24 protein-coding genes are annotated in these 23,408 nt (G+C 43.3%); 4 read left to right on the forward strand and 20 right to left on the reverse strand.

What is annotated here, in order from left to right; translation table 11 throughout:
* On the forward strand, nt 1-515 hold a 515-nt coding region (locus L1D50_RS10580; protein ID WP_239966019.1), incomplete at its 5' end, for a hypothetical protein.
* A gap of 129 nt (nt 516-644) precedes the next feature.
* Here the strand turns inward: L1D50_RS10580 and speD are convergent.
* From speD to rpe, 11 genes are all read right to left on the reverse strand, one after another.
* Nucleotides 645-1,454, reverse strand: a complete 810-nt coding sequence (gene speD / locus L1D50_RS10585) for an adenosylmethionine decarboxylase (RefSeq protein WP_128728867.1) — start codon at nt 1,452-1,454, stop codon at nt 645-647.
* A gap of 85 nt (nt 1,455-1,539) precedes the next feature.
* On the reverse strand, nt 1,540-1,953 hold the full coding sequence (locus L1D50_RS10590; protein ID WP_010607074.1) for an OsmC family protein: 414 nt from the start codon (nt 1,951-1,953) through the stop codon (nt 1,540-1,542).
* 104 nt (nt 1,954-2,057) lie between these two features.
* Nucleotides 2,058-2,393 carry a DUF3802 family protein gene (locus L1D50_RS10595; protein WP_171040194.1) on the reverse strand — a complete coding sequence of 112 codons (336 nt, stop codon included), beginning with the start codon at nt 2,391-2,393 and terminating at the stop codon, nt 2,058-2,060.
* 152 nt (nt 2,394-2,545) lie between these two features.
* Entirely contained in the window at nt 2,546-4,018 is a 1,473-nt protein-coding gene (astD, locus tag L1D50_RS10600) for a succinylglutamate-semialdehyde dehydrogenase (protein WP_239966020.1), read from the reverse strand.
* Between the two features lie 15 nt (nt 4,019-4,033).
* Nucleotides 4,034-5,047 (reverse strand): arginine N-succinyltransferase, encoded by a 1,014-nt coding sequence (gene astA, locus L1D50_RS10605; RefSeq protein ID WP_010368879.1) that lies wholly within the window; start codon nt 5,045-5,047, stop codon nt 4,034-4,036.
* Nucleotides 5,048-5,114: 67 nt separating this feature from the next.
* Entirely contained in the window at nt 5,115-6,326 is a 1,212-nt protein-coding gene (locus L1D50_RS10610) for an aspartate aminotransferase family protein (protein ID WP_239966021.1), read from the reverse strand.
* Nucleotides 6,327-6,683: 357 nt separating this feature from the next.
* On the reverse strand, nt 6,684-7,859 hold the full coding sequence (locus L1D50_RS10615; protein ID WP_128728871.1) for an HDOD domain-containing protein: 1,176 nt from the start codon (nt 7,857-7,859) through the stop codon (nt 6,684-6,686).
* Nucleotides 7,860-8,072: 213 nt separating this feature from the next.
* Nucleotides 8,073-8,654, reverse strand: a complete 582-nt coding sequence (locus tag L1D50_RS10620) for an aminodeoxychorismate/anthranilate synthase component II (protein ID WP_239966022.1) — start codon at nt 8,652-8,654, stop codon at nt 8,073-8,075.
* A gap of 187 nt (nt 8,655-8,841) precedes the next feature.
* A complete protein-coding gene (gene trpS, locus L1D50_RS10625) occupies nt 8,842-9,846 on the reverse strand; it encodes a tryptophan--tRNA ligase (protein WP_039494036.1) in 1,005 nt (334 codons plus the stop codon).
* A 25-nt stretch (nt 9,847-9,871) separates the two neighbouring features.
* Nucleotides 9,872-10,537, reverse strand: coding sequence for an HAD-IA family hydrolase (locus tag L1D50_RS10630; protein ID WP_138522730.1), 666 nt, complete (start codon nt 10,535-10,537; stop codon nt 9,872-9,874).
* Entirely contained in the window at nt 10,537-11,208 is a 672-nt protein-coding gene (rpe, locus tag L1D50_RS10635) for a ribulose-phosphate 3-epimerase (RefSeq protein ID WP_239966023.1), read from the reverse strand. The genes L1D50_RS10630 and rpe overlap by 1 nt, the downstream gene beginning before the upstream one ends.
* Nucleotides 11,209-11,345: 137 nt before the next feature.
* On the opposite strand from rpe, the gene L1D50_RS10640 reads away from it, so the two are divergent.
* Together L1D50_RS10640 and L1D50_RS10645 are read left to right on the forward strand one after the other, a co-directional pair.
* Nucleotides 11,346-11,648 (forward strand): hypothetical protein, encoded by a 303-nt coding sequence (locus L1D50_RS10640; RefSeq protein WP_128728875.1) that lies wholly within the window; start codon nt 11,346-11,348, stop codon nt 11,646-11,648.
* 38 nt (nt 11,649-11,686) lie between these two features.
* Nucleotides 11,687-11,881: a DUF2970 domain-containing protein gene (locus L1D50_RS10645; RefSeq protein ID WP_239966024.1), complete on the forward strand. Its 195-nt coding sequence runs from the start codon at nt 11,687-11,689 to the stop codon at nt 11,879-11,881.
* A gap of 19 nt (nt 11,882-11,900) precedes the next feature.
* Here L1D50_RS10645 and L1D50_RS10650 read toward each other — a convergent pair whose 3' ends face one another.
* The 9 genes from L1D50_RS10650 to L1D50_RS10690 form a co-directional block, all read right to left on the reverse strand.
* Entirely contained in the window at nt 11,901-12,734 is an 834-nt protein-coding gene (locus L1D50_RS10650; RefSeq protein WP_239966025.1) for a Dam family site-specific DNA-(adenine-N6)-methyltransferase, read from the reverse strand.
* A gap of 47 nt (nt 12,735-12,781) precedes the next feature.
* Nucleotides 12,782-14,143, reverse strand: a complete 1,362-nt coding sequence (locus L1D50_RS10655) for an AAA family ATPase (protein ID WP_239966026.1) — start codon at nt 14,141-14,143, stop codon at nt 12,782-12,784.
* On the reverse strand, nt 14,144-15,214 hold the full coding sequence (gene aroB / locus L1D50_RS10660) for a 3-dehydroquinate synthase (protein WP_239966027.1): 1,071 nt from the start codon (nt 15,212-15,214) through the stop codon (nt 14,144-14,146).
* 24 nt (nt 15,215-15,238) lie between these two features.
* Nucleotides 15,239-15,757, reverse strand: coding sequence for a shikimate kinase AroK (gene aroK / locus L1D50_RS10665; protein WP_010607062.1), 519 nt, complete (start codon nt 15,755-15,757; stop codon nt 15,239-15,241).
* 150 nt (nt 15,758-15,907) lie between these two features.
* Nucleotides 15,908-17,974 carry a type IV pilus secretin PilQ family protein gene (locus L1D50_RS10670; protein ID WP_128728880.1) on the reverse strand — a complete coding sequence of 689 codons (2,067 nt, stop codon included), beginning with the start codon at nt 17,972-17,974 and terminating at the stop codon, nt 15,908-15,910.
* A complete protein-coding gene (locus tag L1D50_RS10675) occupies nt 17,964-18,506 on the reverse strand; it encodes a pilus assembly protein PilP (RefSeq protein WP_138522720.1) in 543 nt (180 codons plus the stop codon). The genes L1D50_RS10670 and L1D50_RS10675 overlap by 11 nt, the downstream gene beginning before the upstream one ends.
* Nucleotides 18,503-19,108, reverse strand: a complete 606-nt coding sequence (locus tag L1D50_RS10680) for a type 4a pilus biogenesis protein PilO (protein ID WP_239966028.1) — start codon at nt 19,106-19,108, stop codon at nt 18,503-18,505. The genes L1D50_RS10675 and L1D50_RS10680 overlap by 4 nt, the downstream gene beginning before the upstream one ends.
* A gap of 16 nt (nt 19,109-19,124) precedes the next feature.
* Nucleotides 19,125-19,697, reverse strand: a complete 573-nt coding sequence (locus tag L1D50_RS10685) for a PilN domain-containing protein (RefSeq protein WP_239966029.1) — start codon at nt 19,695-19,697, stop codon at nt 19,125-19,127.
* Nucleotides 19,685-20,764: a pilus assembly protein PilM gene (locus L1D50_RS10690; protein ID WP_128728884.1), complete on the reverse strand. Its 1,080-nt coding sequence runs from the start codon at nt 20,762-20,764 to the stop codon at nt 19,685-19,687. Before L1D50_RS10690 ends, L1D50_RS10685 begins: the two co-directional genes overlap by 13 nt.
* 129 nt (nt 20,765-20,893) lie before the next feature.
* Between L1D50_RS10690 and L1D50_RS10695 the strand changes: the two genes are divergently transcribed.
* A complete protein-coding gene (locus L1D50_RS10695; protein WP_138522718.1) occupies nt 20,894-23,350 on the forward strand; it encodes a PBP1A family penicillin-binding protein in 2,457 nt (818 codons plus the stop codon).
* Nucleotides 23,351-23,408 lie beyond the last annotated feature (58 nt).

A 23,408-nucleotide genomic window follows, 5' to 3' on the forward strand; every position in this document is an offset into this window, starting at 1 on the left:
TGGAGAATATAAAGCACATAACAGTGCTATTATTTTTGATGATGGCTATTGAATACTTAGCTGTCATGTATTTCCTTTCGCTAAATTCCAATGGGCTCCAAGCCTTTTACGTAAATAATCTAATATTCGGAACACACTTGATATTAGATGTAACTACTTTAGTATTGCTTAAACATAGGTTAAGGTGGTCTTTGCGGTATATTCGTTTGACTAACCCAGATAATTGGCGAGCAATTTATATGACACATGCAGACCCTCTGCTGTATGCCATATTCTATGGCTTTATAATAGTAGATTTGGCAGCTCTTGGTGAAAATGTCATAAGTAATTTAGAATTTTTAGGTATAGATGAAAGCTCCGCCAAACAATTCTGGAGCTGGGGTTTGATATATCATAACTACGAAATCCTAAAGTCGATTTTACTTTCCTGTGTAGTCACCACTCTACTGGCCACCATCTTTGTCGAGCGTCAGCGCCCTGATACGCCAGACGAGGAATTAGAAAGTGAATCTTAGTACTTTGTAACCGTCACTCTATAAGCGGTACTGTCGTGCTCTATGCGCTTATATGATGACTTAACAAGGAACTTCAAACATTAAAAAAGGCGCTTGCGCGCCTTTTTTAATACCTTAATTTACCGCTGATTATTCAGTTTCTGGTAAATTGCGACCGTAGAACACTTCCTGAATTTCACGATTCAGCTTAAGACGAATTTCTTCCTCTTCTTCTGCATCCAAGTCTTCAGTGCTAATTCCAAATAGATACGCATTTAGGTCTGTTTCCTTAAGCATCATCTTAGTATGGAATAGGTTCTCTTGATACACGTTTACGTCTACCATGTGGTATGCGTCTTTAGTATCTTCCGTCATGTAATTCTGGATCGAGTGAATTGCGTGGTCGATATAGTGCTTTACACCATTAACGTCACGAGTAAATCCACGAACACGATAGTCAATCGTTACCACATCTGACTCTAAAGAGTGAATTAAGAAGTTAAGCGCTTTAAGTGGCGAAATAATACCACACGTTGAAACTTCGATATCCGCTCTAAAAGTACAGATACCATCATCAGGGTGTGCTTCAGGATAAGTATGAACACAAATGTGACTCTTATCCAAATGCGCGACCACGGAATCAGGTAGTGGACCTGGTGCTTCGTTGCTATCAAAAGTCTGTTGTTCAACAGGCTCTTCTGATACTAAGATCGTCACACTTGCCCCTTGTGGTTCATAATCTTGACGTGCGATATTCAGTACATTCGCACCGATAATATCCGTTACGTCTTTTAGAATATCTGTCAAACGATCAGCACTGTACTGTTCATCGATGTATTCTAGATATTCTTTACGTTGCTGCTCGGTCTTGGCGTAGCAAATATCGTAAATGCTAAAGCTTAAACTCTTAGTTAAGTTGTTAAAGCCATGGAGTTTAATTTTATCAAAGGGCTTGTTCACGATAGACCCACCTTAATACAAAAAATCTGCGCTGCAGAAACAAAAGTTCGCGGATTTTATACGAAAATAGCGCTATGAAAAAGCGTTATTTTTCGTCAATTTCAACTACTTCATGGCTATGCGTAATTTCTACTGCTTTTTCAAGCATTAATGCCACCGAACAGTACTTTTCGGCGGATAAACTTACAGCTCTTTCTAAGTGTTTTTCAGAGACATTGCGCCCTTTCACCACAAAGTGTAAATTGATCTTGGTAAAAACCCGAGGTGCACTTTCTGCGCGCTCTGCGGTTAATTTTACTTCCACGTCGGTCACATCCTGACGTGCCTTTTGTAGAATGCTGACGACATCGACTGACGAACAACACCCTGCTGACATTAATACCATCTCCATTGGACTTGGCGCTGCACTATCTGAACCGGCATCAAATACCACATTATGTCCCGACGCAGAGCGACCAATAAAGGTATCTCCTTCAACCCATTTTACGCTAGCTAACATAGTTATCCTCTATAAAGCATAACACCGCCAAATGGCGGTGTATCTTAAACCTAGAATTGCCTCTAAGTGTGTTTGTTTACACTGTCGATAGTGATTGTGCCAAGCTATACAGCAGAATCAAACAGGTTTTTAACCAAACCTGCGAACTCTTCTATAAACTCTTTTTGTTCTACGGTGACACGTCTATCCACGACGCTTGATAGCACTTCTTGTAAGTCGTACACAATGCCGTCCACCTCACGCACAATCATACTGCGCTGCTCTGTAGACAACTCAGAGTGTTGCTCGCATATACGAATAACGTTTTCGGCGATCACATCTTCGATTAATTCCATGACTGTTGGAGCCCCTGGTTCTACCGTCCCAGACTTCTCAAACAAGGCTAAGTTTTGCGTCAAATACATGACTAAATCATCGTACCCTTGTTTATCTAAAACCATACTTTGCTCACCCGAACCTATCAAAGACATCTCCTATTGATTTAAGCAGAAAGTTTTTTCGATTGCTACCTTTGTAGTCAACTAGACACAAAAAAGCAGCCGAAGCTGCTTTTCTTTTCAATTTTTATTGAGTAAACCTCAATATTGATATTTTAATCCAAAGATAAACCTGGGCTCAAGCTAGAAGGTAAAGTTACCTTTTCTAGTTCCACGGATGCTACTGGGTATGCACAGTAATCTGCCGCGTAGTATGCGCTTGCACGGTGGTTACCTGACGCACCAATACCACCAAACGGAGCAGCACTTGAAGCACCCGTGATTGGGCGGTTCCAGTTTACGATACCTGCGCGAATACGACGTAAGAAACGATCGTAATCCGCTTCGTTGTCGCCAAGCAGACCTGCTGATAAGCCAAAGCTTGTTTCATTCGCTTTTTCGATTGCAGCGTCAAAGTCTGTGTAGCGGAATACTTTTAATAACGGGCCAAAGTGTTCTTCATCAGGGAAGTCTGCAATATTAGTACATTCGATGATACCTGGCGTCACAAAGCCTGTGCCTTCTGTGTGCGTTAGCTCTATAAGCGACTCACCACCTAACTCAACAAGCTGTTGCTGTGCTTTTACCATGCCTGCAGCTGCTGCATTTGAAATCATTGACCCCATGAACGGTTGATCTGCATCGTCAAAGTTACCCACTTTAATCGCTTTCGTTGCTTTGATCAGTTGTTCAAGGATTGCATCACCTTGTTCACCTGCAGGAAGAAATAGCTTACGAGCACAAGTACAACGCTGACCGCTTGAAATAAACGCAGATTGAATAATGTCGTGTACTGCCGCTTTGGTATCCGCTACGTCTTTTACGATAAGTGGGTTATTGCCACCCATTTCAAGCGCTAAGATCTTACCTGGTTGACCTGCATATTGCTCATGTAGCAAGTGACCCGTACGAGAAGAACCAGTAAAGAATAAGCCGTCGATACCCGCGTGTGACGCAAGTGCTTTACCTGTTTCAACTTCGCCTTGAACTAGGTTAATAACACCAGCAGGAAGGCCTGCTTGTTGCCAGTATTTAAGCGTTAGCTCAGCAACATAAGGTGTAAGCTCAGACGGCTTAAAGATAACCGTGTTACCAGCTAGTAGCGCAGGTACGATATGACCATTTGGTAAGTGGCCAGGGAAGTTATATGGACCAAATACAGCAACTACACCGTGTGCCTTGTGACGGATCACAGCACGGCCAACTGGCATTGGGTTTTCAACAACGCCCGTACGCTCTTGATAGGCTTTCTCAGAAATCGCGATTTTACCTACCATAGCACCCGCTTCTGTACGAGTTTCCCAAAGTGGCTTACCCGTTTCTTTAGCTATTGCGATGGCCAGCTCTTCACTATTTTCTTTTAGTACTTCAGCGAAACGCTTAACAATTTCTAAACGCGCTTCAAAACTCATGTCGCTCCATGAATAGAAAGCTTCACGAGCCGCTTTTACTGCGCCATCAACTTGCTCAGCAGTCGCTGCGTTTGCGCTCCAAATAACGTCGTTGTTTGCTGGGTTTACAGAGCTAAAGCTTGCGCCTTGTCCTGCAATCCACTCACCATTTATTAGTTGTGCTGCATGTGTTGTCATAATCTGTTCCCAATCTTAAATCTTTACTAGGCTTACTTGATCGCCTTCTTCAACTTTTAACGCCGCGGCAACATGTGGAGCAAGCGTTACTTCATTGCTATCAGTCAGGGCTAACTCGATTACCGCTGCGCGATAATCAACAAGTTTACCATTTGCGACCATAACAGGGAATCCACCGTTGCTTTCGCCTATTTTTACAGTACGAGTTTCACTATTGCGAACCGTGCGGATATTCCCCACTTTTGCTTCTACCGTTGGACCCGCGTCGAAGATATCAACATAACCATTAAATGTGAAACCTTCGCTCTTTAATAGCTCAATAGCAGGACGTGTATTATCGTGAACTTCACCAATCACCGCTTGTGCTTCTTTACTAAGCAGATTTACGTAGATTGGATACTTAGGCATTAACTCAGCAATAAAGACCTTTTGGCCGATCCCCGTTAGATAATCCGCTGTCGGGAAGTCCATCGAGAAGAAGTGCTCTTCAAGCCATTGCCAGAACGGACTTTCGCCTTGCTCGTTAGAAACACCACGCATTTCCGCGATAACAGTCTCAGCAAAACGATCACGATGTTGATTAATGAACATAAAGCGAGAGCGAGACAACAGTTTGCCATTTGCGCCTTTGCGATAGCCATCTTTCAAAAACAGGGTGCATAATTCAGTCGCGCCAGTGTAGTCGTTACATAGCGTTAAAATATCCACTGCTTTATAAACATCGAGTGTGCGTGAAGAGTGGATCACTTTGCTTAGGTGATAATGATAAAACGCATCATCTAAACCAACCGCAGCTTCGATACCGCTGGTACCAACCACCTCGCCTGTTTCAGTATCTTCTAATACAAATAAATAACCTTCATCAAAAGGCTTGTCTGCTTGCTTACCAAATGAAGCAACAGAGCGTGCAATCTTCTTCTGTAATAGCTCTTCGTTTACAGGCAAAGAGGTAAAACCGTGGCCTGATTCGTGAGCAATGTTTAAAAGCGCTGGATAATCGCTTTCTTGGATTGGGCGAAGGATCATCATGAGCCCGCTTACTCCTCAAAAATGTGGATAACAACAAGGCCACCAAAAGGTGACCTTGCAACCAGTATTAAGCGTTGTTAGCAACTACCGCAGCAACGGCTTTTTCGAAGCGTGCCATCCCTTCGCGGATGTCAGCTTCTGGAATAACAAGAGACGGAGTGAAACGCACTACGTTTGCACCTGCAACGAGTGACATCACGCCCTGCTTGATACCTTCAACTAAGAATTCTTTTGCTTTGCCTTCGTACTTTTCAGTGACCACACCACCAAGCAATAGACCTTTACCACGTACTTCTTTGAATACGTTGTACTTTTCGTTGATGCCGTTTAGTAGTTCACGGAATAGCTGCTCTTTTGCTTTTACGCCATCAAGTACTACTGTTGTATTTACTGTGTCAAATGCCGCTTCTGCAACCGCACACGCCAGCGGGTTACCACCGTAGGTAGAACCGTGAGTACCTACTTTTAGGTGTGCTGCAATCTCAGTTGTTGTGATCATCGCACCGATAGGGAAACCACCGCCAAGTGCTTTAGCCGTTGTTAAAATATCTGGCGTTACGTTTAAACCTTGGTATGCATACAGGTCACCAGTGCGGCCAACACCTGTTTGCACTTCATCAAAAATAAGTAGCGCGTTGTGCTTGTCACACAGCTCGCGAACACCTTTTACAAACTCAGCAGTTGGTGAAATGATACCACCTTCGCCTTGTAGCGGCTCCATCATCACGGCACAAGTGCTGTCTGAGATAAGCGCTTCAAATGCAGCTAAATCGTTATAGTCTGTGTGAACGATGTCGCCCGGCTTTGGACCAAAGCCATCAGAGTATGCAGCTTGACCACCTACGGTCACAGTAAAGAAAGTACGGCCGTGGAAACCTTTGTTGAAAGAGATAATTTGTGACTTTTCAGCACCAAATTTATCAAGCGCCCAACGGCGTGCTAGTTTAAGCGCCGCTTCGTTCGCTTCTGCACCTGAGTTTGCAAAATAGACTTTTTCTGCGAACGTCGCATCGGTTAGCTTTTTCGCTAAACGTAGTGCAGGCTCATTCGTCATCACATTAGAAAGGTGCCAAACTTTTTCGCCTTGCTCTTTAAGCGCGCCCACCAAAGCTGGGTGACAATGACCTAGACAGTTAACTGCGATACCACCAGCAAAGTCGATGTACTCACGACCTTCCTGATCCCATACTCGAGAACCTTCACCTTTCACTGGAATTACCGCTGAAGGTGCGTAGTTAGGTACCATTACGTCGTCAAACAATTCACGATTGATAGTCATTTTATTTCCTCATATTTGGTGAGTGAAAGTGCAAACAAGGAGTCATTTCCCTTTGGAGGTCGGCGTGTAGCCGCCACTTGATAGGATATTTATTCACACCAATTCGGTGCTATGTATTTTGACCCGCCCCTTGATGGCACAAAATTCATACGCTCATTATTCCAGAAAAAGCGCTATTTGTCTCACTTATACCACGTTCTCAGCCCTTAGTATTCAAGGGTTTAACATATATTCTCAACTCAAGTGAATAACTATCTAGGGCAGATATTTAGGGCAAAGCAAGCACCGTGCAGCCTTGCACAGATCATTTAAGATTAGGTTTTGAATGAATAGTCGCAAAAAAAATTTCAATTTTTTTTACAAAATCGTCAACTGTAGGTTATGGAACGCACATTTTGCCAGCTGTTGACGCATTTCCTCGGTAAGTTCCAAATGATTGAGCAAAATTTCCGCTTCATCGTCTTCAATCAACTGACTATCTTTTAAAACAAGTAGTTGTCCGTAGCCATAGGCTTTTTGCATCACTTGCGTCAAAGGTAGTGGGTCGGTAATGTTTTTATGCGCATTAGGTAGATAAGTTTGCGCATACTCTTCCATGACGGCATTAAAGGGCAAATAACGTAACTCCATTTTTTCAATTAACTTACGTGAAATCTCTGCCGAGTGTTCAATCAACAAGTTACGTAAAAATAACGGATCAGGAGATAACTCCATTAATGCGGTGTGTAGGTCTTTTTGCTTTTTGTCTCGTGCTATTTGTACCTTGGCTTGCCATACCTTTTCGAAGGTCCGTAAATAAAGACGGATCAAGGCCACTTTCCCAAGCTCCAGTAACATGCCCAAAGTAAATGCATGTTGCTCTTTTACCCCAAAAAATGGCGCCAGTTCTTTTGCCGCAATAGCCGTGCTCATGCTCAGCTCGCGTAATTTACGCTTCATTAAACCAAATGGTTCTGTAGCATGCGGCATCCAATGTCTCACCGCCATTGTCGGGATGACCATTTGCAAGTTCTCAAGGCCTAAATACCTTAAAGCTAATGCCGGCGTGTCGACCTTAATAGACGTACCTTTGCTGTTTTTTTTGCGATATTGTGGCAAGTTGACTAGCGAAACCAGCTCACGACCCAACCAACTTAAGTCATTGACCAAAGGCTCTAAACGCCCAACCGAAGCTGAGCGCACGGCAAGAATATCTAAGATCGCAGGAACGGAGTCTTGAATACCAATCACTTCATGATAGATATTATCAAGGTCATGCAGCTGCTTTGTGATAGCTTCTTCGATAACGGAATGTAGATGCTTACTCGCTTTAGCAATATATTTGTGATGACTTGTACTACTTTCTTGTCGTTTGGCAGCCGCAGCAATTTCCACCTCTAGCATAGTGCGCTGGGCGATATTCTCACCGTAGCTAATATCAAACGTGTGGATATAGCCTATTTGCTTTTGCGCAAAGTTGAGGCTGATAAGAAGGTCATGGGCACGCTCGGATAGCGCTTGTGCCATTCTAATTTGCTTATTTTCTTGCGTCATGCATGCTACTTATCTAAAAGAAAAATACTGAGTTAAGCACTCAACAGAATCGTCTTACTGACTAACATTATACCAGTAAAAGCAATATTATGATTTGATATTGCGCACAATAGAATCAAAAAGTTATGTATCAAAAACCAGTCTAACCAGCAAAAGCGCAGTGAATATGGATGTATAACACTTAGGCGAAATCCTGTTGGTTTTGTTTAAACTTTAGAAGCGTTTTATAAAGTTATCAAGTAATGCTAAGCCGTGTTCCGTGAGGATAGCTTCTGGGTGAAATTGCACACCTTCAAGTGCTCTATCGGATGCCAAGAGCCCCATAATTTCATCACGCTCCCCCTCTTGTGTCTGTGTCCAAGCCGTTACGGCTAGAGACTTTGGTAAGCTACTTTGCTCAACAACCAAAGAGTGGTAACGGCATACTTCGTATGGTGATGGCAGGCCTTGAAATACGCCTATGTTGTTATGGTGCACTTGAGACGTCTTACCATGCATCACTTGTTTTGCTCGAATGACTTTGCCACCTAAAGCTTGTGCGATAGTTTGATGACCTAGGCAAATGCCGAGAATAGGGATTTGTCCCTGTAGACGTTTTACGACTTCAAGCGAGATCCCAGCTTCATCAGGGCTACAAGGACCTGGAGATAACACAACATATTTAGGATTAAGCTGCTTGATTTGTGAGGCGCTGATTTCATCATTTCGCTTTACTAGCACATCCACATCTAAGTGCTGAAAATACTGCACTAGGTTGTAGGTAAAGGAATCATAGTTATCAATCATCAACAGCATGTAGGTACCACTAAAAGAACCAAGCAGCCTATTCGCCACTGGGGTAAAGATCTTCGTTATAAATCTATTTTATCACGAACTCAACAGGAAGGTTTTCTTATATCTAGTATCTGCTTTAAGCCAAGGGGCTATCGCCCCTTTTAATACAAAAAGACACCATAAATGGTGTCTTTTCTTTGTGTTTTTATCAACCGCGTGGAATAAAACCGACGGCGTCATACACAGCTTTAAGCGTTTTCTCGGCACGAATACTTGCTTTTTCCGCGCCTTTTTTCATGATTTCGTTCAGCAGAGTTTGATCTTCACGGATTTCTTTAAAGCGCGCTTGAATAGGCTCAAGCATATTCACTACCGCATCGGCAGTGTCTTTCTTCAAATGACCATACATTTTGTCTTCGTACTCTGGCACTAACTCTTCAATTGAGCGTTTAGTTGCAACACTGAGTAGCGTCAGTAAGTTGGATACACCTGGCTTTTCAACACGATCAAAGTAAATCCGTGCTTGCTCATCTGAATCCGTTACCGCTTTTTTCAGCTTTTTCTCTATCTTCTTAGGTTCATCCAACAGCATCACAAAACCATTTGGGTTTTCGTCTGATTTTGACATCTTCTTGCTCGGATCTTGCAAGCTCATAACACGAGCGCCAAACTCTGGAATATAAGGTTCTGGGATCTTAAAGACATCGCCATACAGGTTATTAAAGCGCGTTGCGATGTCTCGGGTCAACTCAAGGTGCTGTTTTTGGTCTTCACCAACTGGTACCTGATCCGCTTGATACAATAAAATATCCGCAGCTTGCAATACCGGATAGGCGAATAAGCCAACGTTGACGTTATTGGCGTGCTTTGCTGACTTATCTTTAAACTGCGTCATGCGGTTTAATTCACCCATTTGTGCATAACAGTTCAGTACCCAACCTAGCTGTGCATGCTCAGGAACCTGTGATTGTACAAATAGTGACGATTTATCTGGGTCAATGCCGCAAGCGGTATATAGCGCTACGCCGTCTAATACACGATCGCGTAGTTGCTGTGGTTCTTGGCGAACCGTAATGGCGTGCAAGTCAACCAACATAAAGTAACAATCATGATCGTTTTGTAGTTTAAGCCACTGGTTAATGGCACCTACGTAATTGCCTATTGTCATACCACCGGTTGGCTGAATACCACTTAATACTACAGGTTTACTCATGTCGTTCCTTTATTTCTTCATTGAATTAACGTTGATTGATAATGGGGATAATATCTAAGAATCCATCACAAAGGTACTGTGGATTGAACTCTTTCAAATCGAATCCCTGATTATACCCATAATTTAAAGCAATCACAGGTATCTTAGCGCCCTGAGCGGCCAAAATATCGCTTTTAGAATCGCCAACCATAATTAGCTTATCCGCAGGTATACCTAGACGCTCGGCAGCTAACAACAGCGGTGCTGGTGATGGTTTCTTGTCAGTATCATCACCACAGACGATACAATCAAAATGCGCTGTGAGATTTAATTTATCCAGCAGCTTTAGCGTAAATGCACGATTTTTATTGGTCACGATGGCTTTTGGCACTGTGGCAAATGCAGATAGCCCTGTCTCAACATGCGGATACAAACCCGCATACTGACCAACTAATTCATCATAATGCACTTTAAAACGTTCAATGGCAGTGAGCGCTAAACTGTCCGATAGCGCTTCGCTAACTTCATGGCTACCGCTTAGGCCTCTTTTTACTAACATATCGATGCCGTTACCCACCCATTCACGCACTAGAGCATGACTAACAATTGGATGAGCAAGCTCGGACAAGGTTAAATTGAGCGCCATATACATATCCTCGACGCTATCAACTAACGTGCCATCGAGGTCAAATAAAATACCCTCAAAACGCATTATTTTACCTTTGCTAATTCTTGACGCATGGCGTCTATTACCGCTTTGTAATCGGGTTGATTAAAGATAGCGGAACCCGCAACAAACATGTCTGCACCTGCCGCTGCAACTTCAGCAATGTTATCCACTTTAATACCACCATCAACTTCAAGACGGATCTCGCGACCAGAAGCGTCAATACGTGCCCTTGCTTCTTTTAATTTCTCAAGCGTATGTGGAATAAAGCTTTGTCCACCAAAGCCCGGATTCACCGACATCAATAGAATTTGATCAATTTTATCCATCACATGATCGAGATAATGTAGCGGCGTGCCCGGATTAAATACTAAACCCGCTTTACAACCTGACTCTTTAATCAAAGCAAGGCTTCTGTCTATATGCTCGCTGGCCTCTGGATGAAATGTAATAATGCTCGCCCCTGCTTTAGCAAACTCGGGAATTAGGCTATCTACTGGCTTTATCATCAAGTGTACGTCGATAGGAGCGGTAATTCCGTAACTTCTTAATGCGTCACAAATCATTGGGCCAAAGGTTAAATTTGGCACATAGTGATTATCCATTACATCGAAATGAACCACGTCGGCACCTGCTGTCAGTACCTTTTCAACATCTTCGCCTAACCTCGCAAAATCTGCGGATAGAATGGATGGTGCAATTAAAAAATCAGACATACTTTTCCCCTAAACGTAAGACCGCGTTACTGTACCGTAAATTGCCCAAAATGTCTGCGATTTAAGGTTCTTTATGATTGTGCAATAAACGAACATTGTGTATCATTATAAGATATCTAACTTCTGGGGATAGGGTTATGGTTTCTAGATATAAAGCACGGATTGCTCTGCTTGGTGCGGTATTAGCCGTGTCGGCAGGGGTATTTTCTTTCGACAATGATGAAAATCTTGCCGCAAACTACTCCGCATGCACTTGTAGCACTAGCAATTTAAGTAGTCGAATGAATACAGTGGAGTGTCAGCAAGAAGCGCACACCAGTTGGGCTGCATGGTTGACTGGCGGTAGTTCGAGTGGTCAATTCCATTATTTGGATTTGCTTGAGCTGTTACTTGGCTCTAAAGATAATCAAAGCAGTAGTAAAGTTTCATCTCCCTACTAATATCAGTTGAGCCAATCAACTGGTAAAAGGTAAATACTATGGCTACTTCCAATAGTAAACTCGCGTTAGTTCAAAGTGTATGTGCAGCAATGTTTGGTGTACAGAGTGGTCAAAAACAAGCATATGACTTTAACAAAAAGCATTTTTGGCCGTTTGCTTTTGCCGGGCTCGTTTTTGTAGCCGTCTTTGTCATTGGCTTAATTTGGTTTGTAAATGGTGTAGTGTTGGCTTAGCCCTTTATGCCGCAGCAAATTACGGACGGTGATATAACGCCATTAGCTCGTCAACTTTATTCCGTCCATTACCTTTAGGGCTAATTGTACGTTTTACCTTGATCACATCTAGCTTCGCTTGATTATAAATCTTTCGCGTCCACACCGTATCGTGATTGGAGATTAACACTGGCGTTTGCTTTTCAAAAGCCGCAGTTTCCGCAAGGTTCGCCAGCTGTGCTTGATCATCTAAATTAAATCCACCTTTCGCATAGCTAGTAAATGACGCAGTTTTACTCAAAGGCACATACGGAGGATCGCAATATACCACAGCGTTCTTTGGAATGGTTTCAAATACTTGGCTGTAACTTTGGCAAGTAAAAGTGGCATACTGGGCTTTTTCAGCAAACACATATAACTCACGTTCTGGAAAGTAAGGCTTTTTGTATTTACCAAAAGGGACGTTAAAAATACCTTTTAAGTTATAACGACATAAACCATTGTAGCCATGACGATTCATATATAGAAATAGAATCGCACGCTCGTACACATCAATGCTTTCGTTAAACTGTTGTCGGTAGGCGTAGTAAGCATCTGGATCGTTATTCAGCTCGACGAATAGCCTTTTAGCGTCACTAATAAATTCATCCGGAATACGCTTCAACTCTTTATACAGGTTGATAAGATCAGCGTTAATGTCATTTAGGACATAGTGCTTAAACTGAGTATTCAGGAATACAGATCCCGCTCCAACAAAAGGTTCTACTAGCGTGTCGGCATCATTACTTGCTGCTTGTAGGCGCTTAGAAATATCTTCTACTAAGCTGTATTTTCCGCCTGCCCATTTTAAGAAGGCTCTAGTCTTTTGTTGCATGCTCGTTCTATGTCGTGAGTGGTTGCGCGATTTTACACTAAATGTGGCTAATTACCGAGAGACTGAGTAATTTCTTGTTTAATTTTACTCACTCTCTTAAAAAATGGCTGACCTTTTTGTAGCGCTTCTGGCAATACAGCCTTTGCTTGCTTGGCAGACGCTAAATTCTCATAAGCATCAGTAGTAACTACAAACCAAGTCCGACCATTTCTTAAGACAGTAAACTGCTGTGTCACTACCTCGTTATGCTCCGCCATAAACCCTGCAGCAATTTCTCTTTCTGTCACCGCTAGTAATTGGATCACCCATTCATCATCTGAACGACTGAGATACCAAGAGTTTCCAGTCAATGGTTCAGGTTCTATGTGTTGAGGCACCGGTTTTGGTGTTAAAGTGGCAGGAGCACCATCAACATCGACTTTTTCAGCTGCATTCGCTTGCTCTGATAACACGTTATTGTTGTTTGTAGTATCTTCTTTCGCTTCGGTTAGTGCAGATAAAATACTACCAACAGGTGCGGTTTCGGCTTGCGTTGGCGCTTCGGCTGGCAGCTTTGGTTGCACGTCGTTTTCAATTTCAACTTTTTCAACTGTAGCATTTGGCGCTTCAAATACAGCTTGCGCATCAATAGCAGTAGCGACAGTTTCTTCATTATCTTGAGTCGGTGTCCAGTATCGCTTTAATTCCTGCTTATACACTAAAGCGACCATCAACGCGGTTAGCATTAAGCAAAGTGCAATAACATACCACTGCCATTGTGAGCGATGAGAAGCGCTAATACTTTGTGCACGTAGGTTCAAGCTTTCTTGCTGCGGCTGCCAAGAAAGTAAAACACTCGGATTACCTTGCGCTTCGGCAACAAAAGTATTAAAAATAGGATCTTCATCAGGCGGTAAGTCTTTGTAAAACATGCCCATCAAGCGCTTACTTTCGAGTGTAGATAAAGGCTCGATATGAATATCTAAACCTTCAGGGAGCAACAAGGGCTGCTGTGCCGTAGCAAGTATGTAAATGGTTTCGCGAGAAGATTTCGCGAGCTTTTGCAATTGCTCTACAAGTTCTGACGTCAGATGTCGGACATTGTCTAAAACCCACAAGCATGGTCCACAAGCCTGCTCATCATGGAGCAACATGAAGTTTTCACTTAGAGATAACTTCTGATCAATGAGAGGACTACGAAAGCTATGCTCAAGCAGCTGGCGAACCACATCAAACTCAGAGGTATTTGCAGTTAACTTTACAAATGCTTTGTTAAAGTCTGGGTATTTATCGGTTAGAAACGATTCCGCTAAGTAGCTTTTACCAAGACCAGAAGAGCCAACTAAGGTTATCAGGTTTTGGCCATAGTCGAATTGCATAGCAATTCTATCTACCAATGCAGCTCTGCTTGGTAAAATTTGCGACTGCATTTAACGACCTATCAGAGTTACCACGGTTTCATCGCTCACATCATCTACCAGCGCGCATTGACCTAGTTGCGTTGGCAGGATAAAGCGAATTTTGCCTTGTTTGTTCTTTTTGTCTTTGCGCATATGTTGTAAAAATTGCGCTGCAGTCATATCGCTTGGTGCTTCTGTTGGTAATTGATAAAGCGCAATGACGCGACGGATTTTTTCAACATCCGCAGTACTAAGCGCACCACGCTGACAAGCCAGATTTGCAGCTATCATCATACCTGCAGCAACGGCCTCACCATGCAACCAATTACCGTAACCCATTTGCGCTTCAATCGCATGGCCAAAAGTGTGGCCTAGGTTTAGTAATGCGCGTAACCCAGCTTCAGTTTCATCTTTGGCGACTATCTCAGCTTTTATTGCACAGCACTTATAAATAACTTGTTGAAGGCTTTCAGCATCTAGTGCGCTGAGCTGAGAATGACGATCGGTTAATGTATCAAGAAAAGATGCATCATAGATCAAAGCATATTTAATGACTTCGGCCATACCTGCAGCAAATTCTCTTGCAGGTAAGGTGCTTAAGGTCTTGGTATCGATAAAAACCGCTTTTGGCTGATAGAAAGCACCAATCATGTTTTTACCTAGTGGGTGATTTACCGCTGTTTTACCACCAACTGACGAGTCTACTTGTGACAGCAAAGTTGTAGGGATTTGAATAAACGGAACGCCGCGTTGATAGCATGCAGCAACAAAACCAGTTAAGTCACCAACCACGCCGCCACCGAGGGCAATCAAACACGTATCTCGGCCACAATTGTGTTCAAGTAAAAAGGCTGAGATCTTTTCAAACCATTCAAGTGATTTGTATTGTTCACCATCAGGGATAACAAAATATAGCGGCTCTTGAGCGTCAAATATCGCCAATAGATTGCCTAAATATAAAGGTGCGATGGTGGTGTTGGTGATGATAACAGGACGACCCTGCCCAACGTACTGCTTAAGTCGTCCTTCATCTGATAAGAGATGTTCACCGATAAAGATGGGATAGCTCCGCTCGTTTAAATCAACCTTTAATTCAAGCATGGCTTCCCTCCTACGGTGTTGTTATTAGAAATCTAATTTTTCAATAATTTGGTTTGCAACTACTTTAGCGCTTTGCTCATCCGTTCGAACAACGTGATCTGCCACTTCTCTATATAGTGGTTCACGCTCATCGGCTAAGCGCTCCAGTACGTCACGTGAGTCTTCACTGGTTTGTAGTAATGGACGACGCTTATCACGCTGAGTACGAGCTACCTGTTTTTCGATTGGCGTTTCTAGGTAAACAACAATACCACGCGCAGACAACTTGTTGCGCACTTCTTTGCTGATCACAGAGCCACCACCCGTTGCTAACACAATGCCTTGCATTTCTGTTAGGTCAGAGATGACACTTTCTTCACGCTTGCGGAACCCCTCTTCACCTTCGATATCGAATACCCAAGAAATATCAGCACCAGTACGGCGTTCAATTTCTTGATCCGAATCGAAAAATTCAAGGTGTAATTGATCTGCAATGTGACGACCAATCGTGCTTTTACCAGCCCCCATCGGGCCTACTAGAAATATATTACGTTTCTCAGCCATATCTTTTTAGTACAAACGAACTCTAAAATTTGAAATAAAACCCCGCCTAACGACCTGGCCCCAAAATTAAGGAGGGGATTATCTCAGTAATCCGTGAACAATTTCAAGTCAAACCACGCAAAAAGCGTAATACTTTTACTGTCAACGGGCCTATAAACTGTCTTGAATGATCTTGGGGGTCACAAATATCAGCAATTCTCGCTTTTCGTTAATATCACGAGAGTTCTTAAACAATAGACCTAAATATGGGATATCGCCCAAAATTGGGATCTTACTTACTGCTGTTTTCACTTCTTGCTGATAGATACCACCCAGTACGATAGTTTGACCATTTTCGACCAGTACTTGTGTTTGGATCTGTTGGGTGTTGATCGCCGTCGCCGGGCCATTCGGCGTTTGCACGGTATCACCTTTAGTGTCTTGTGTAATCACTAAGTCGAGAATTATTTTATTATCAGGCGTGATTTGCGGCGTCACCTCCAAACTTAACACCGCTTTTTTGAAGCTTACTGTCGTGGCACCACTCGACGAAGCTTCTACGTATGGAATCTCTGTACCTTGCTCTATACGCGCTTTTTTCTGGTTAGCCGTAGTAATGCTTGGCGTCGCGATTATCTCACCCTTGTTCTCTTGCTCCAGTGCTGACAGCTCAAGATCGATCAACGTACCATCCGCCAATTTGGCAATGTGCATACCAATACTACCAGCAGGAACCCCTTTCACGCCTAGATTAACGTTTAAGCGGTTTTCCAAAGACGGGATATTGCCATTGGACAAAGCATCTGCGCCTTCCAGCGTACCAGATATAGCATCACTACCTTGCTGGTCGTTAAAGCCCCAGCGGACACCTAAGTCTTCTTGCACGGTATCATCCACAGTAACCATGCGCGACTCAATACGCACCTGTTTTACTGGCACATCTAAGGTTTCAACCATCCGGCGCACACTTTCAATACTGCGCGAGGTGTCTTTAATTAGTAATGTATTGGTACGTTTATCAACGGAAACACTACCGCGATGGCTAATAATAGAATTAATATCGGTTTTGAGTAAGTCAGCAAACTCTTCCGCTTTTGCGTAATTAAGTTGAATATACTCGCTATATAATGGCTCCAGCTCTTCCACTTGCTGGCGCGCTTGTAACTCTTTGGCTTCTCGCGCTGCCAGTTCTTCTGAAGGTGCAACCATCAAAATAGAACCATCCATACGCTTATCTAAGCCTTTCACACGTAAAACAACATCAAGAGCCTGATCCCAAGGTACACCGTCTAAACGCAGAGTAATATTGCCAGACACCGTGTCACTCGTTACTAGGTTGAAGTTGTTTGTATCGGCGATGATCTGTAATACGGAACGAATTGGAATATCTTGAAAGTTCAACGTGATTGGCTGGCCTTTATACTCCTTTTTATCGCCAAAGGTTTTATTGCCTTCATCCTTTTCGATAGTCAGCGTAAAGATGTTATCAAGCTGCTGATAGGTAAACTTGAACGCCGCATTTGGCTCAATCACGATGCGGCTTTTATTTTCTTCTTTAAAGGTCTCAATACGAGATACCACAGTACCAAAGTCTAACACATCAAGTTCGTATAGCAGGTCTTCTGCAATATCAATATGGTGGAAATCTGCAATGATTTTGCCACCGCGTTCTTGAACATCGATAGCCGCTTGGTTGTGCTCTAGGAATGCAAGGACCTTAGCTTCGCCTCTCTCTCCGCGACGAAAATCAATGGCTTGGATTTGATTGATAAATGCTGTGACTTTTTGACTTTGATCTTGTTCAGAGACAATCGGCTTGTTAGACACATCCACTATCACAAGGTTATTCTTAACCTCAGTTTTATATAGCTTGAGCTCATCCATATTTATGGAAACGGCAAAGCCACCATCTCTGAGTTCACTGGTAATGCCTTGAATACCCGCTTTGTTAATGCTCAATGCTTTTAAGCTTTCTTCAAATTCGGCCTGCTGGAAAAACAATTCAATACTGGCACTTTCGCCAACCACACGAACTTTCGGCTCTGTATTGAGTTTTTCATCAAACACCAGCTGCAACTGAGTCTCCCCTGTCGGCACTGGGTTATAGCGAATGTCATACAACATAGGAATGGCATGCGCAATTGACGAGAGGCCAACTAAAGCAACACCGAGCACGGAACGCCAAATTGTTCGAGTGCTTTTAATGGTTGATTTTAGAACGTTATTATTAGTATTCACTCGTGCCACCTTGTTCCGCTTCTAACATTTCCAATTTTGTTAGCCTTTCTTTCCAACATCCCGTTCCATCTGGGATCAATTCTAATAATTCTAAATGATCAGCTTGTACACTCAGAACTTTGCCGTGATACAAGCCCATATATTCGCCACGTTTTACACGATATAGTCCCTGCGTCGCCGCTTCGATTAGTGCCCAACGGCCGTCCGACTTGGCAATAATGCCTTTCATACGTAGGTTATCCAACGGAAACTTCTCTAATGGGTAACGATCTCTGTCTGGATCTGGGTGTAAGCAGTTTTTAATTTGAACTAATTTATTTTCAATCACTTCAGGCTGCGGCGCAACGAAAGGACTACGTAACTCCGAAGCGCTATATTTAAACGGCTCATAATTTTGCATCTCAGGGATAGGCTCGATTTTAGGCGTTGAGCTCGCCTTTACCTGATCAATAAATTCTTTTTGTTCTGCCGTGCTATCATTACAACCTGAGATGAACATCAATGTGGTCACGCAGAGCATTAGTCGGATCATTTCTGACCTCCTTGCTCATAGCGATAAGTTTTTGCCACAACACTAAATACCAGCTCACCGTTTCCTGCATTTTCGATTCTAAAATCATGTAGGCTGACTATTCGAGGTAACTCAGATACTTTACTTACAAACTGACCAAATTCATGATATTTGCCGATCACCTCTAATTTAATCGGCAATTCGGTATAAAACTCTTTTCGCACCTCTGGCATCCAGCCAATTTTTAGGAAGGTTAATCCACTTGAAGTACCAACGTACGTCAAATCATCAAGTAGACCTGGCGTTTCATTGGAGCTTGGTAATCGTCTCAATAGCTCAGTGAATTGCGCTTCCATATTAATCATTTGCTGTTTGTATAGCTCGAGATTGTTTGCTCTTGCATACTTGATTCGGTAACTCGTTCTCAATTCCTGCTCTTTTTTAACCGCTTGATCGTAGCGCTCAATGGAACTTGAAACCATCAGGTTATAACCCAGTATCATCATCAACAAAACAACGAGAACGGAACATAAAACTTTTACTGGAAATGGCCAGTGGCCGATGTTGTCGAGTTCCAGCTCATTCCAATCTATTTCTTTTAAACTGTTTAAGTCAAAATTCATGCACTATGCCTCCGCCCTATTTCGCTTTATCGGCTAAGTGGATGTCTTCATGAGACTTAACATAAAAATGCATCGTAAAATCACTCAGTAATTTTGAGCTTTGCTCACCGGCAACTATGCCTTGGATCACTGGTCGCTCTAATAAGTAAGAAGATTCAACTTGTCGTAACATCTGCGATAAGCGGTTGTTTGATTCACTTCGGCCAATGACTTTGATCATATTGTCTTTTCGTTCAAGACTGGTGAGGTAAACTCCAGCCGGAACCACTCGCGCTATTTCATCGATAATTTGTGTACCGAGGCTACGATTTAGTTGTAATTCTTCTATGAGCCGGATACGACGTTGTAAATTTTCTTTTTGTTTATTAAGGTCGTTAATCGCGACTATCCGGGAATCTAGTTGAGAGATCTCACTTTCGAGATAGCGATTTTTAATTTCTTGTCCGGTTTTTAAGCCGTCATAAAAACTACCAAGCATGTACATTATCAATAGGCAGGCCGCGATGATAACCGCAATGATAGTCAAAAAGATTTGTTGCGACGCTTGCCTTTGCTGCTCGCGCCAAGGAAGCAAATTTATATGTGGCATGATGAGAAGCTCCTTAATGCCAAGCCTGTAGCTAAGGCGAACTGCGCTTTATGTTTTTGCAGCACATGCCTATCCACCTTTGGTGCAATCTCCATGTCAGCAAACGGATCGGCCACTATTGTATGGATCCCAAGCTCATCAATGAGCAGTTTATCTAAGCCATCAACTAAAGCTGTTCCACCCGTCAACACAATGTAGTCAATATGATCTTTACCACTGGTCGTCATAAACATTTGCACCGCTCGGCGAATTTGCTGCAGCATAGAAGTTTGGAAAGGAGCCAAGACTTCAAAGGTATAGTTTGGCGGCAAATCACCCGTCGTTTTAGCCAGTTCCGCTTCATCGTAAGTTTTGTTGTAATAAGCAACGATACTATTGGTATATTGCTCACCACCAAAGACTTGATCACGGGTGTAAATCGCTTTCCCAGATTGAATAACGCTTATCAGCGTAAGCACTGCACCAATATCTATCATTGCTACGATTTTATCGAAGGCATCGTTGGGTAGCTCAGGATAAATAACGTCCATGGCTCTACTCAGTGCATAGTTCTCTACATCGACAACTTTCGCTTTGAAGCCAGCTTCTTCCAATGCACCTACTCGAGCCTGCACACTCTCGGTGCGAGCCGCTGAGAGCAGTACATTCATTTTTGATGGATCAGCTTCATTTACTCCAATTTTTTCAAAATCTAGGCTAACTTCATCTAATGGGTAAGGGATCAGGCTATCTGCTTCAATAGCTATCTGAGACTCGAGTTCAGCATCAGTTAATGACACATCCATAAAGATCACTTTTGTAATCACGGTCTGACCGGATACGGCAACTGCTGCATATTGCGTGAGCTTTGGAATGCGCCGCTTCATTTTAGTTATCGCGTTGCCGATCGCTTCAATGTCTTGAATGGCCCTTTCATTTACAGCTCCTTTCGGAATAGGCTCAATCGCAACGGCTTCTACACGGTAGCTGGAACTTGTCTTCGACAGCAGCACCGCTTTGACACAATGAGAACCGATATCGATCCCTATCATCAGAGGTGCTTGTTTTTTTAGTAGTTGGCTCAGCATGTGAAGCGCCCGTTTCCTTTTAAGACTGTGTACCATAAAAATTTAGCACACAAAAATATTAATCGTTTTTTAATCAAGATATACTAGCAGTGTCTACCTGTAATTGGGAGTCTAACTAGGGATAATTCCGTGAAATTATTGAAAAGATTTTTACAATTCGTTTTTGTTTGTACCCTCTTAGGCGTGTTGACACTTATCAGTCTTTATTATTATGTCAAATCTGACATACCAAGTGTAGAGGTTTTGAAAGATGTTCAGCTACAAACACCCATGCAAGTCTTTACACGAGACGGGAAACTCATCAACCAGTTTGGTGAAAAGCGCAGGATCCCTGTACGTTTGCAGGATGTTCCACTTCCCATGCGAAAAGCATTCTTAGCAACAGAAGACAATCGCTTTTATGATCATTTCGGTGTAGACCCGATAGGTATCGTCCGCTCCGCTTTAGTGCTCATCACTACAGGGCAAAAAAAGCAGGGAGCGAGTACGCTCACCATGCAACTTGCCAGAAACTTTTTCTTAACAAGAGAGAAAGCCTATATTCGTAAAGTAAAAGAAATCTTTATTGCACTGCACATAGAGCAGCTATTAACGAAAGATGAAATCTTTGAACTTTACTTAAACAAAATTGAACTGGGTAATCGTGCCTTTGGTATCGGTGCCGCAGCACAAGTCTACTACGGTCGCTCACTGTCAGAATTAACTTTAGCAGAAATGGCAATGATTGCAGGTCTGCCAAAAGCGCCCTCTGCGCTGAACCCAATTCGTAATCCTGAGCGCGCACAGCTGCGCCGTAATGTTGTGCTCGGACGAATGCTTGCAGAAAAGTATATTACCCGCGCAGAATATGATGAGGCAACTCAAGCTCCCATCACAGCTAAATTCCATGGTGCCGAAATCGAGCTGTATGCACCTTATATTTCCGAAATGGTTCGTGCCTATATGGTCGAACGCTACGGTACTGATAAAGCTTATAACTCAGGCATGAAAGTTTACACTAGTGTGGAATCTGACATGCAACAGGCTGCTCAGCATGCATTAGTTGATAATTTACATGCCTACGATATGCGTCACGGCTTTAGAGGCGCAGAAGAAACCTATTGGCATGCTGAAACGGAATCGCCGCTAAGCCATGAAGGCATTATTACTCGCCTTAAAAAGGTCAATGAAATTGGACCGTTAAAAGCCGCTGTCGTGCTAAGCATTACAGAAAAAACCGCTGACCTACTTTTAAAAACCGGTGAACAAATTACATTGGAATGGTCAGGCTTAAGTTGGGCCAGACAATACATCAGTGAGACGCGTCAAAGCTTACCACCAAAAACAACCGCAGATATCCTCGCGCCAGGTATGCAAGTGTTTGTCCGTAAACAAGACGACGGTTGGATGTTAAGTCAGTTGCCGCAGGCATCCAGTGCCCTCGTCTCACTTGACCCGCAGGATGGGCGTGTAAAGGCGATTGTGGGTGGCTACAGTTTTGAGCTTAGTCAATACAATCGTGCTACCCAAGCTAAGCGTCAGGTGGGTTCAAACATCAAACCCTTTATTTATTCATCCGCATTAGAAAATGGCTATACCCTAGCCACCATTCTTAATGATGCCCCGATTAATCATTGGGACAGAAGCGTTGGCGTGGCTTGGCGTCCGAAGAATAGCCCTGAAGTGTATAACGGCCCAATCCGTATTCGCCGAGCGCTCGCACAATCGAAAAACGTGGTATCGGTTCGTTTGATCAAAGGCGTTGGCATAAATAAGGCCGCTGATCATTTGCTTAAATTTGGTTTCCAAGACGCAGATATTAACCGTAGTGAATCATTAGCACTCGGTAGTGCCGCATTAACTCCTCTTGAAATGGCACGCGGCATGGCCACTTTTGCCAATGGCGGTCACCTCATTGAGCCGTACTTTATCGATAGAATTACCGACTCATTTGGTACCGAGCTGGGTTCGGCAGAGCCGTTATTAGTCTGCGACGAGCAGCAGCTGGAAGAACAACCTGAGCGCTGTGCACCGCAAGTGATTTCGGAGCAAAACGCATTTCTGATTGCCGATGCACTTCACAGTGCTATCTGGGGTGGCGGTAGCTGGAAACACGACACGGGCTGGAGCGGCACAGGCTGGCGTGGTCAATGGTTAAAACGTCGTGACCTTGCTGGAAAAACGGGTACCACCAACGACTCTGTAGATACTTGGTTTACGGGCTTTAACCGCAACGTCCTCACCACAGTTTGGGTTGGCTTTGACGATGCGAGTAAATCCTTGGGTCGTGCGGCCTACAACGCTAACCTTGGTGATAATCAACTTGTTGGCGCAGAAGCCGGGGCAATTTCAGCACAACCTGCTTGGATAGACTTTATGCGTGAGGCACTTAAAGATCAGCCTTTGGCCCCGATAGAGCCGCCTCCAGGGCTTATTTCAACTCGGATTGACTTAAAGACAGGACTTTTGTCTCGTAAGAACGACTACACATCTCGGTTTGAGTATTTCGAGCAAGGTACAGCCCCGACCAAATACGTATTAGATACGGATAGCAGCACACCGTTTGACGATACCGCGCCGCTACCGACTCACGAAGAGTTATTCTAAAATAGAAATGCCGATACAGATGTATCGGCATTTTTGTCTTATACCAGTTGTATTATAT

The sequence above is a fragment of the Pseudoalteromonas sp. Isolate6 genome, from assembly GCF_022398435.1.
GTDB lineage: Bacteria > Pseudomonadota > Gammaproteobacteria > Enterobacterales > Alteromonadaceae > Pseudoalteromonas > Pseudoalteromonas galatheae.

What these genes read in the sequence shown, in the direction of transcription:
- astD (WP_239966020.1), bottom strand. Translation starts at nt 4,018, where the DNA reads ATGACAACACATGCAGCACAACTAATAAATGGTGAGTGGATTGCAGGA.
- L1D50_RS10590 (WP_010607074.1), bottom strand. Translation starts at nt 1,953, where the DNA reads ATGTTAGCTAGCGTAAAATGGGTTGAAGGAGATACCTTTATTGGTCGC.
- L1D50_RS10620 (WP_239966022.1), bottom strand. Translation starts at nt 8,654, where the DNA reads ATGCTGTTGATGATTGATAACTATGATTCCTTTACCTACAACCTAGTG.
- L1D50_RS10685 (WP_239966029.1), bottom strand. Translation starts at nt 19,697, where the DNA reads ATGCCACATATAAATTTGCTTCCTTGGCGCGAGCAGCAAAGGCAAGCG.
- aroB (WP_239966027.1), bottom strand. Translation starts at nt 15,214, where the DNA reads ATGCTTGAATTAAAGGTTGATTTAAACGAGCGGAGCTATCCCATCTTT.
- astA (WP_010368879.1), bottom strand. Translation starts at nt 5,047, where the DNA reads ATGATGATCCTTCGCCCAATCCAAGAAAGCGATTATCCAGCGCTTTTA.
- L1D50_RS10615 (WP_128728871.1), bottom strand. Translation starts at nt 7,859, where the DNA reads ATGACGCAAGAAAATAAGCAAATTAGAATGGCACAAGCGCTATCCGAG.
- L1D50_RS10610 (WP_239966021.1), bottom strand. Translation starts at nt 6,326, where the DNA reads ATGACTATCAATCGTGAATTGTTTGACGACGTAATGGTACCTAACTAC.
- L1D50_RS10645 (WP_239966024.1), top strand. Translation starts at nt 11,687, where the DNA reads ATGGCTACTTCCAATAGTAAACTCGCGTTAGTTCAAAGTGTATGTGCA.
- L1D50_RS10655 (WP_239966026.1), bottom strand. Translation starts at nt 14,143, where the DNA reads ATGCAGTCGCAAATTTTACCAAGCAGAGCTGCATTGGTAGATAGAATT.
- aroK (WP_010607062.1), bottom strand. Translation starts at nt 15,757, where the DNA reads ATGGCTGAGAAACGTAATATATTTCTAGTAGGCCCGATGGGGGCTGGT.
- L1D50_RS10630 (WP_138522730.1), bottom strand. Translation starts at nt 10,537, where the DNA reads ATGCGTTTTGAGGGTATTTTATTTGACCTCGATGGCACGTTAGTTGAT.
- L1D50_RS10650 (WP_239966025.1), bottom strand. Translation starts at nt 12,734, where the DNA reads ATGCAACAAAAGACTAGAGCCTTCTTAAAATGGGCAGGCGGAAAATAC.
- rpe (WP_239966023.1), bottom strand. Translation starts at nt 11,208, where the DNA reads ATGTCTGATTTTTTAATTGCACCATCCATTCTATCCGCAGATTTTGCG.
- L1D50_RS10595 (WP_171040194.1), bottom strand. Translation starts at nt 2,393, where the DNA reads ATGGTTTTAGATAAACAAGGGTACGATGATTTAGTCATGTATTTGACG.
- L1D50_RS10680 (WP_239966028.1), bottom strand. Translation starts at nt 19,108, where the DNA reads ATGAATTTTGACTTAAACAGTTTAAAAGAAATAGATTGGAATGAGCTG.
- L1D50_RS10690 (WP_128728884.1), bottom strand. Translation starts at nt 20,764, where the DNA reads ATGCTGAGCCAACTACTAAAAAAACAAGCACCTCTGATGATAGGGATC.
- L1D50_RS10640 (WP_128728875.1), top strand. Translation starts at nt 11,346, where the DNA reads ATGGTTTCTAGATATAAAGCACGGATTGCTCTGCTTGGTGCGGTATTA.
- L1D50_RS10675 (WP_138522720.1), bottom strand. Translation starts at nt 18,506, where the DNA reads ATGATCCGACTAATGCTCTGCGTGACCACATTGATGTTCATCTCAGGT.
- trpS (WP_039494036.1), bottom strand. Translation starts at nt 9,846, where the DNA reads ATGAGTAAACCTGTAGTATTAAGTGGTATTCAGCCAACCGGTGGTATG.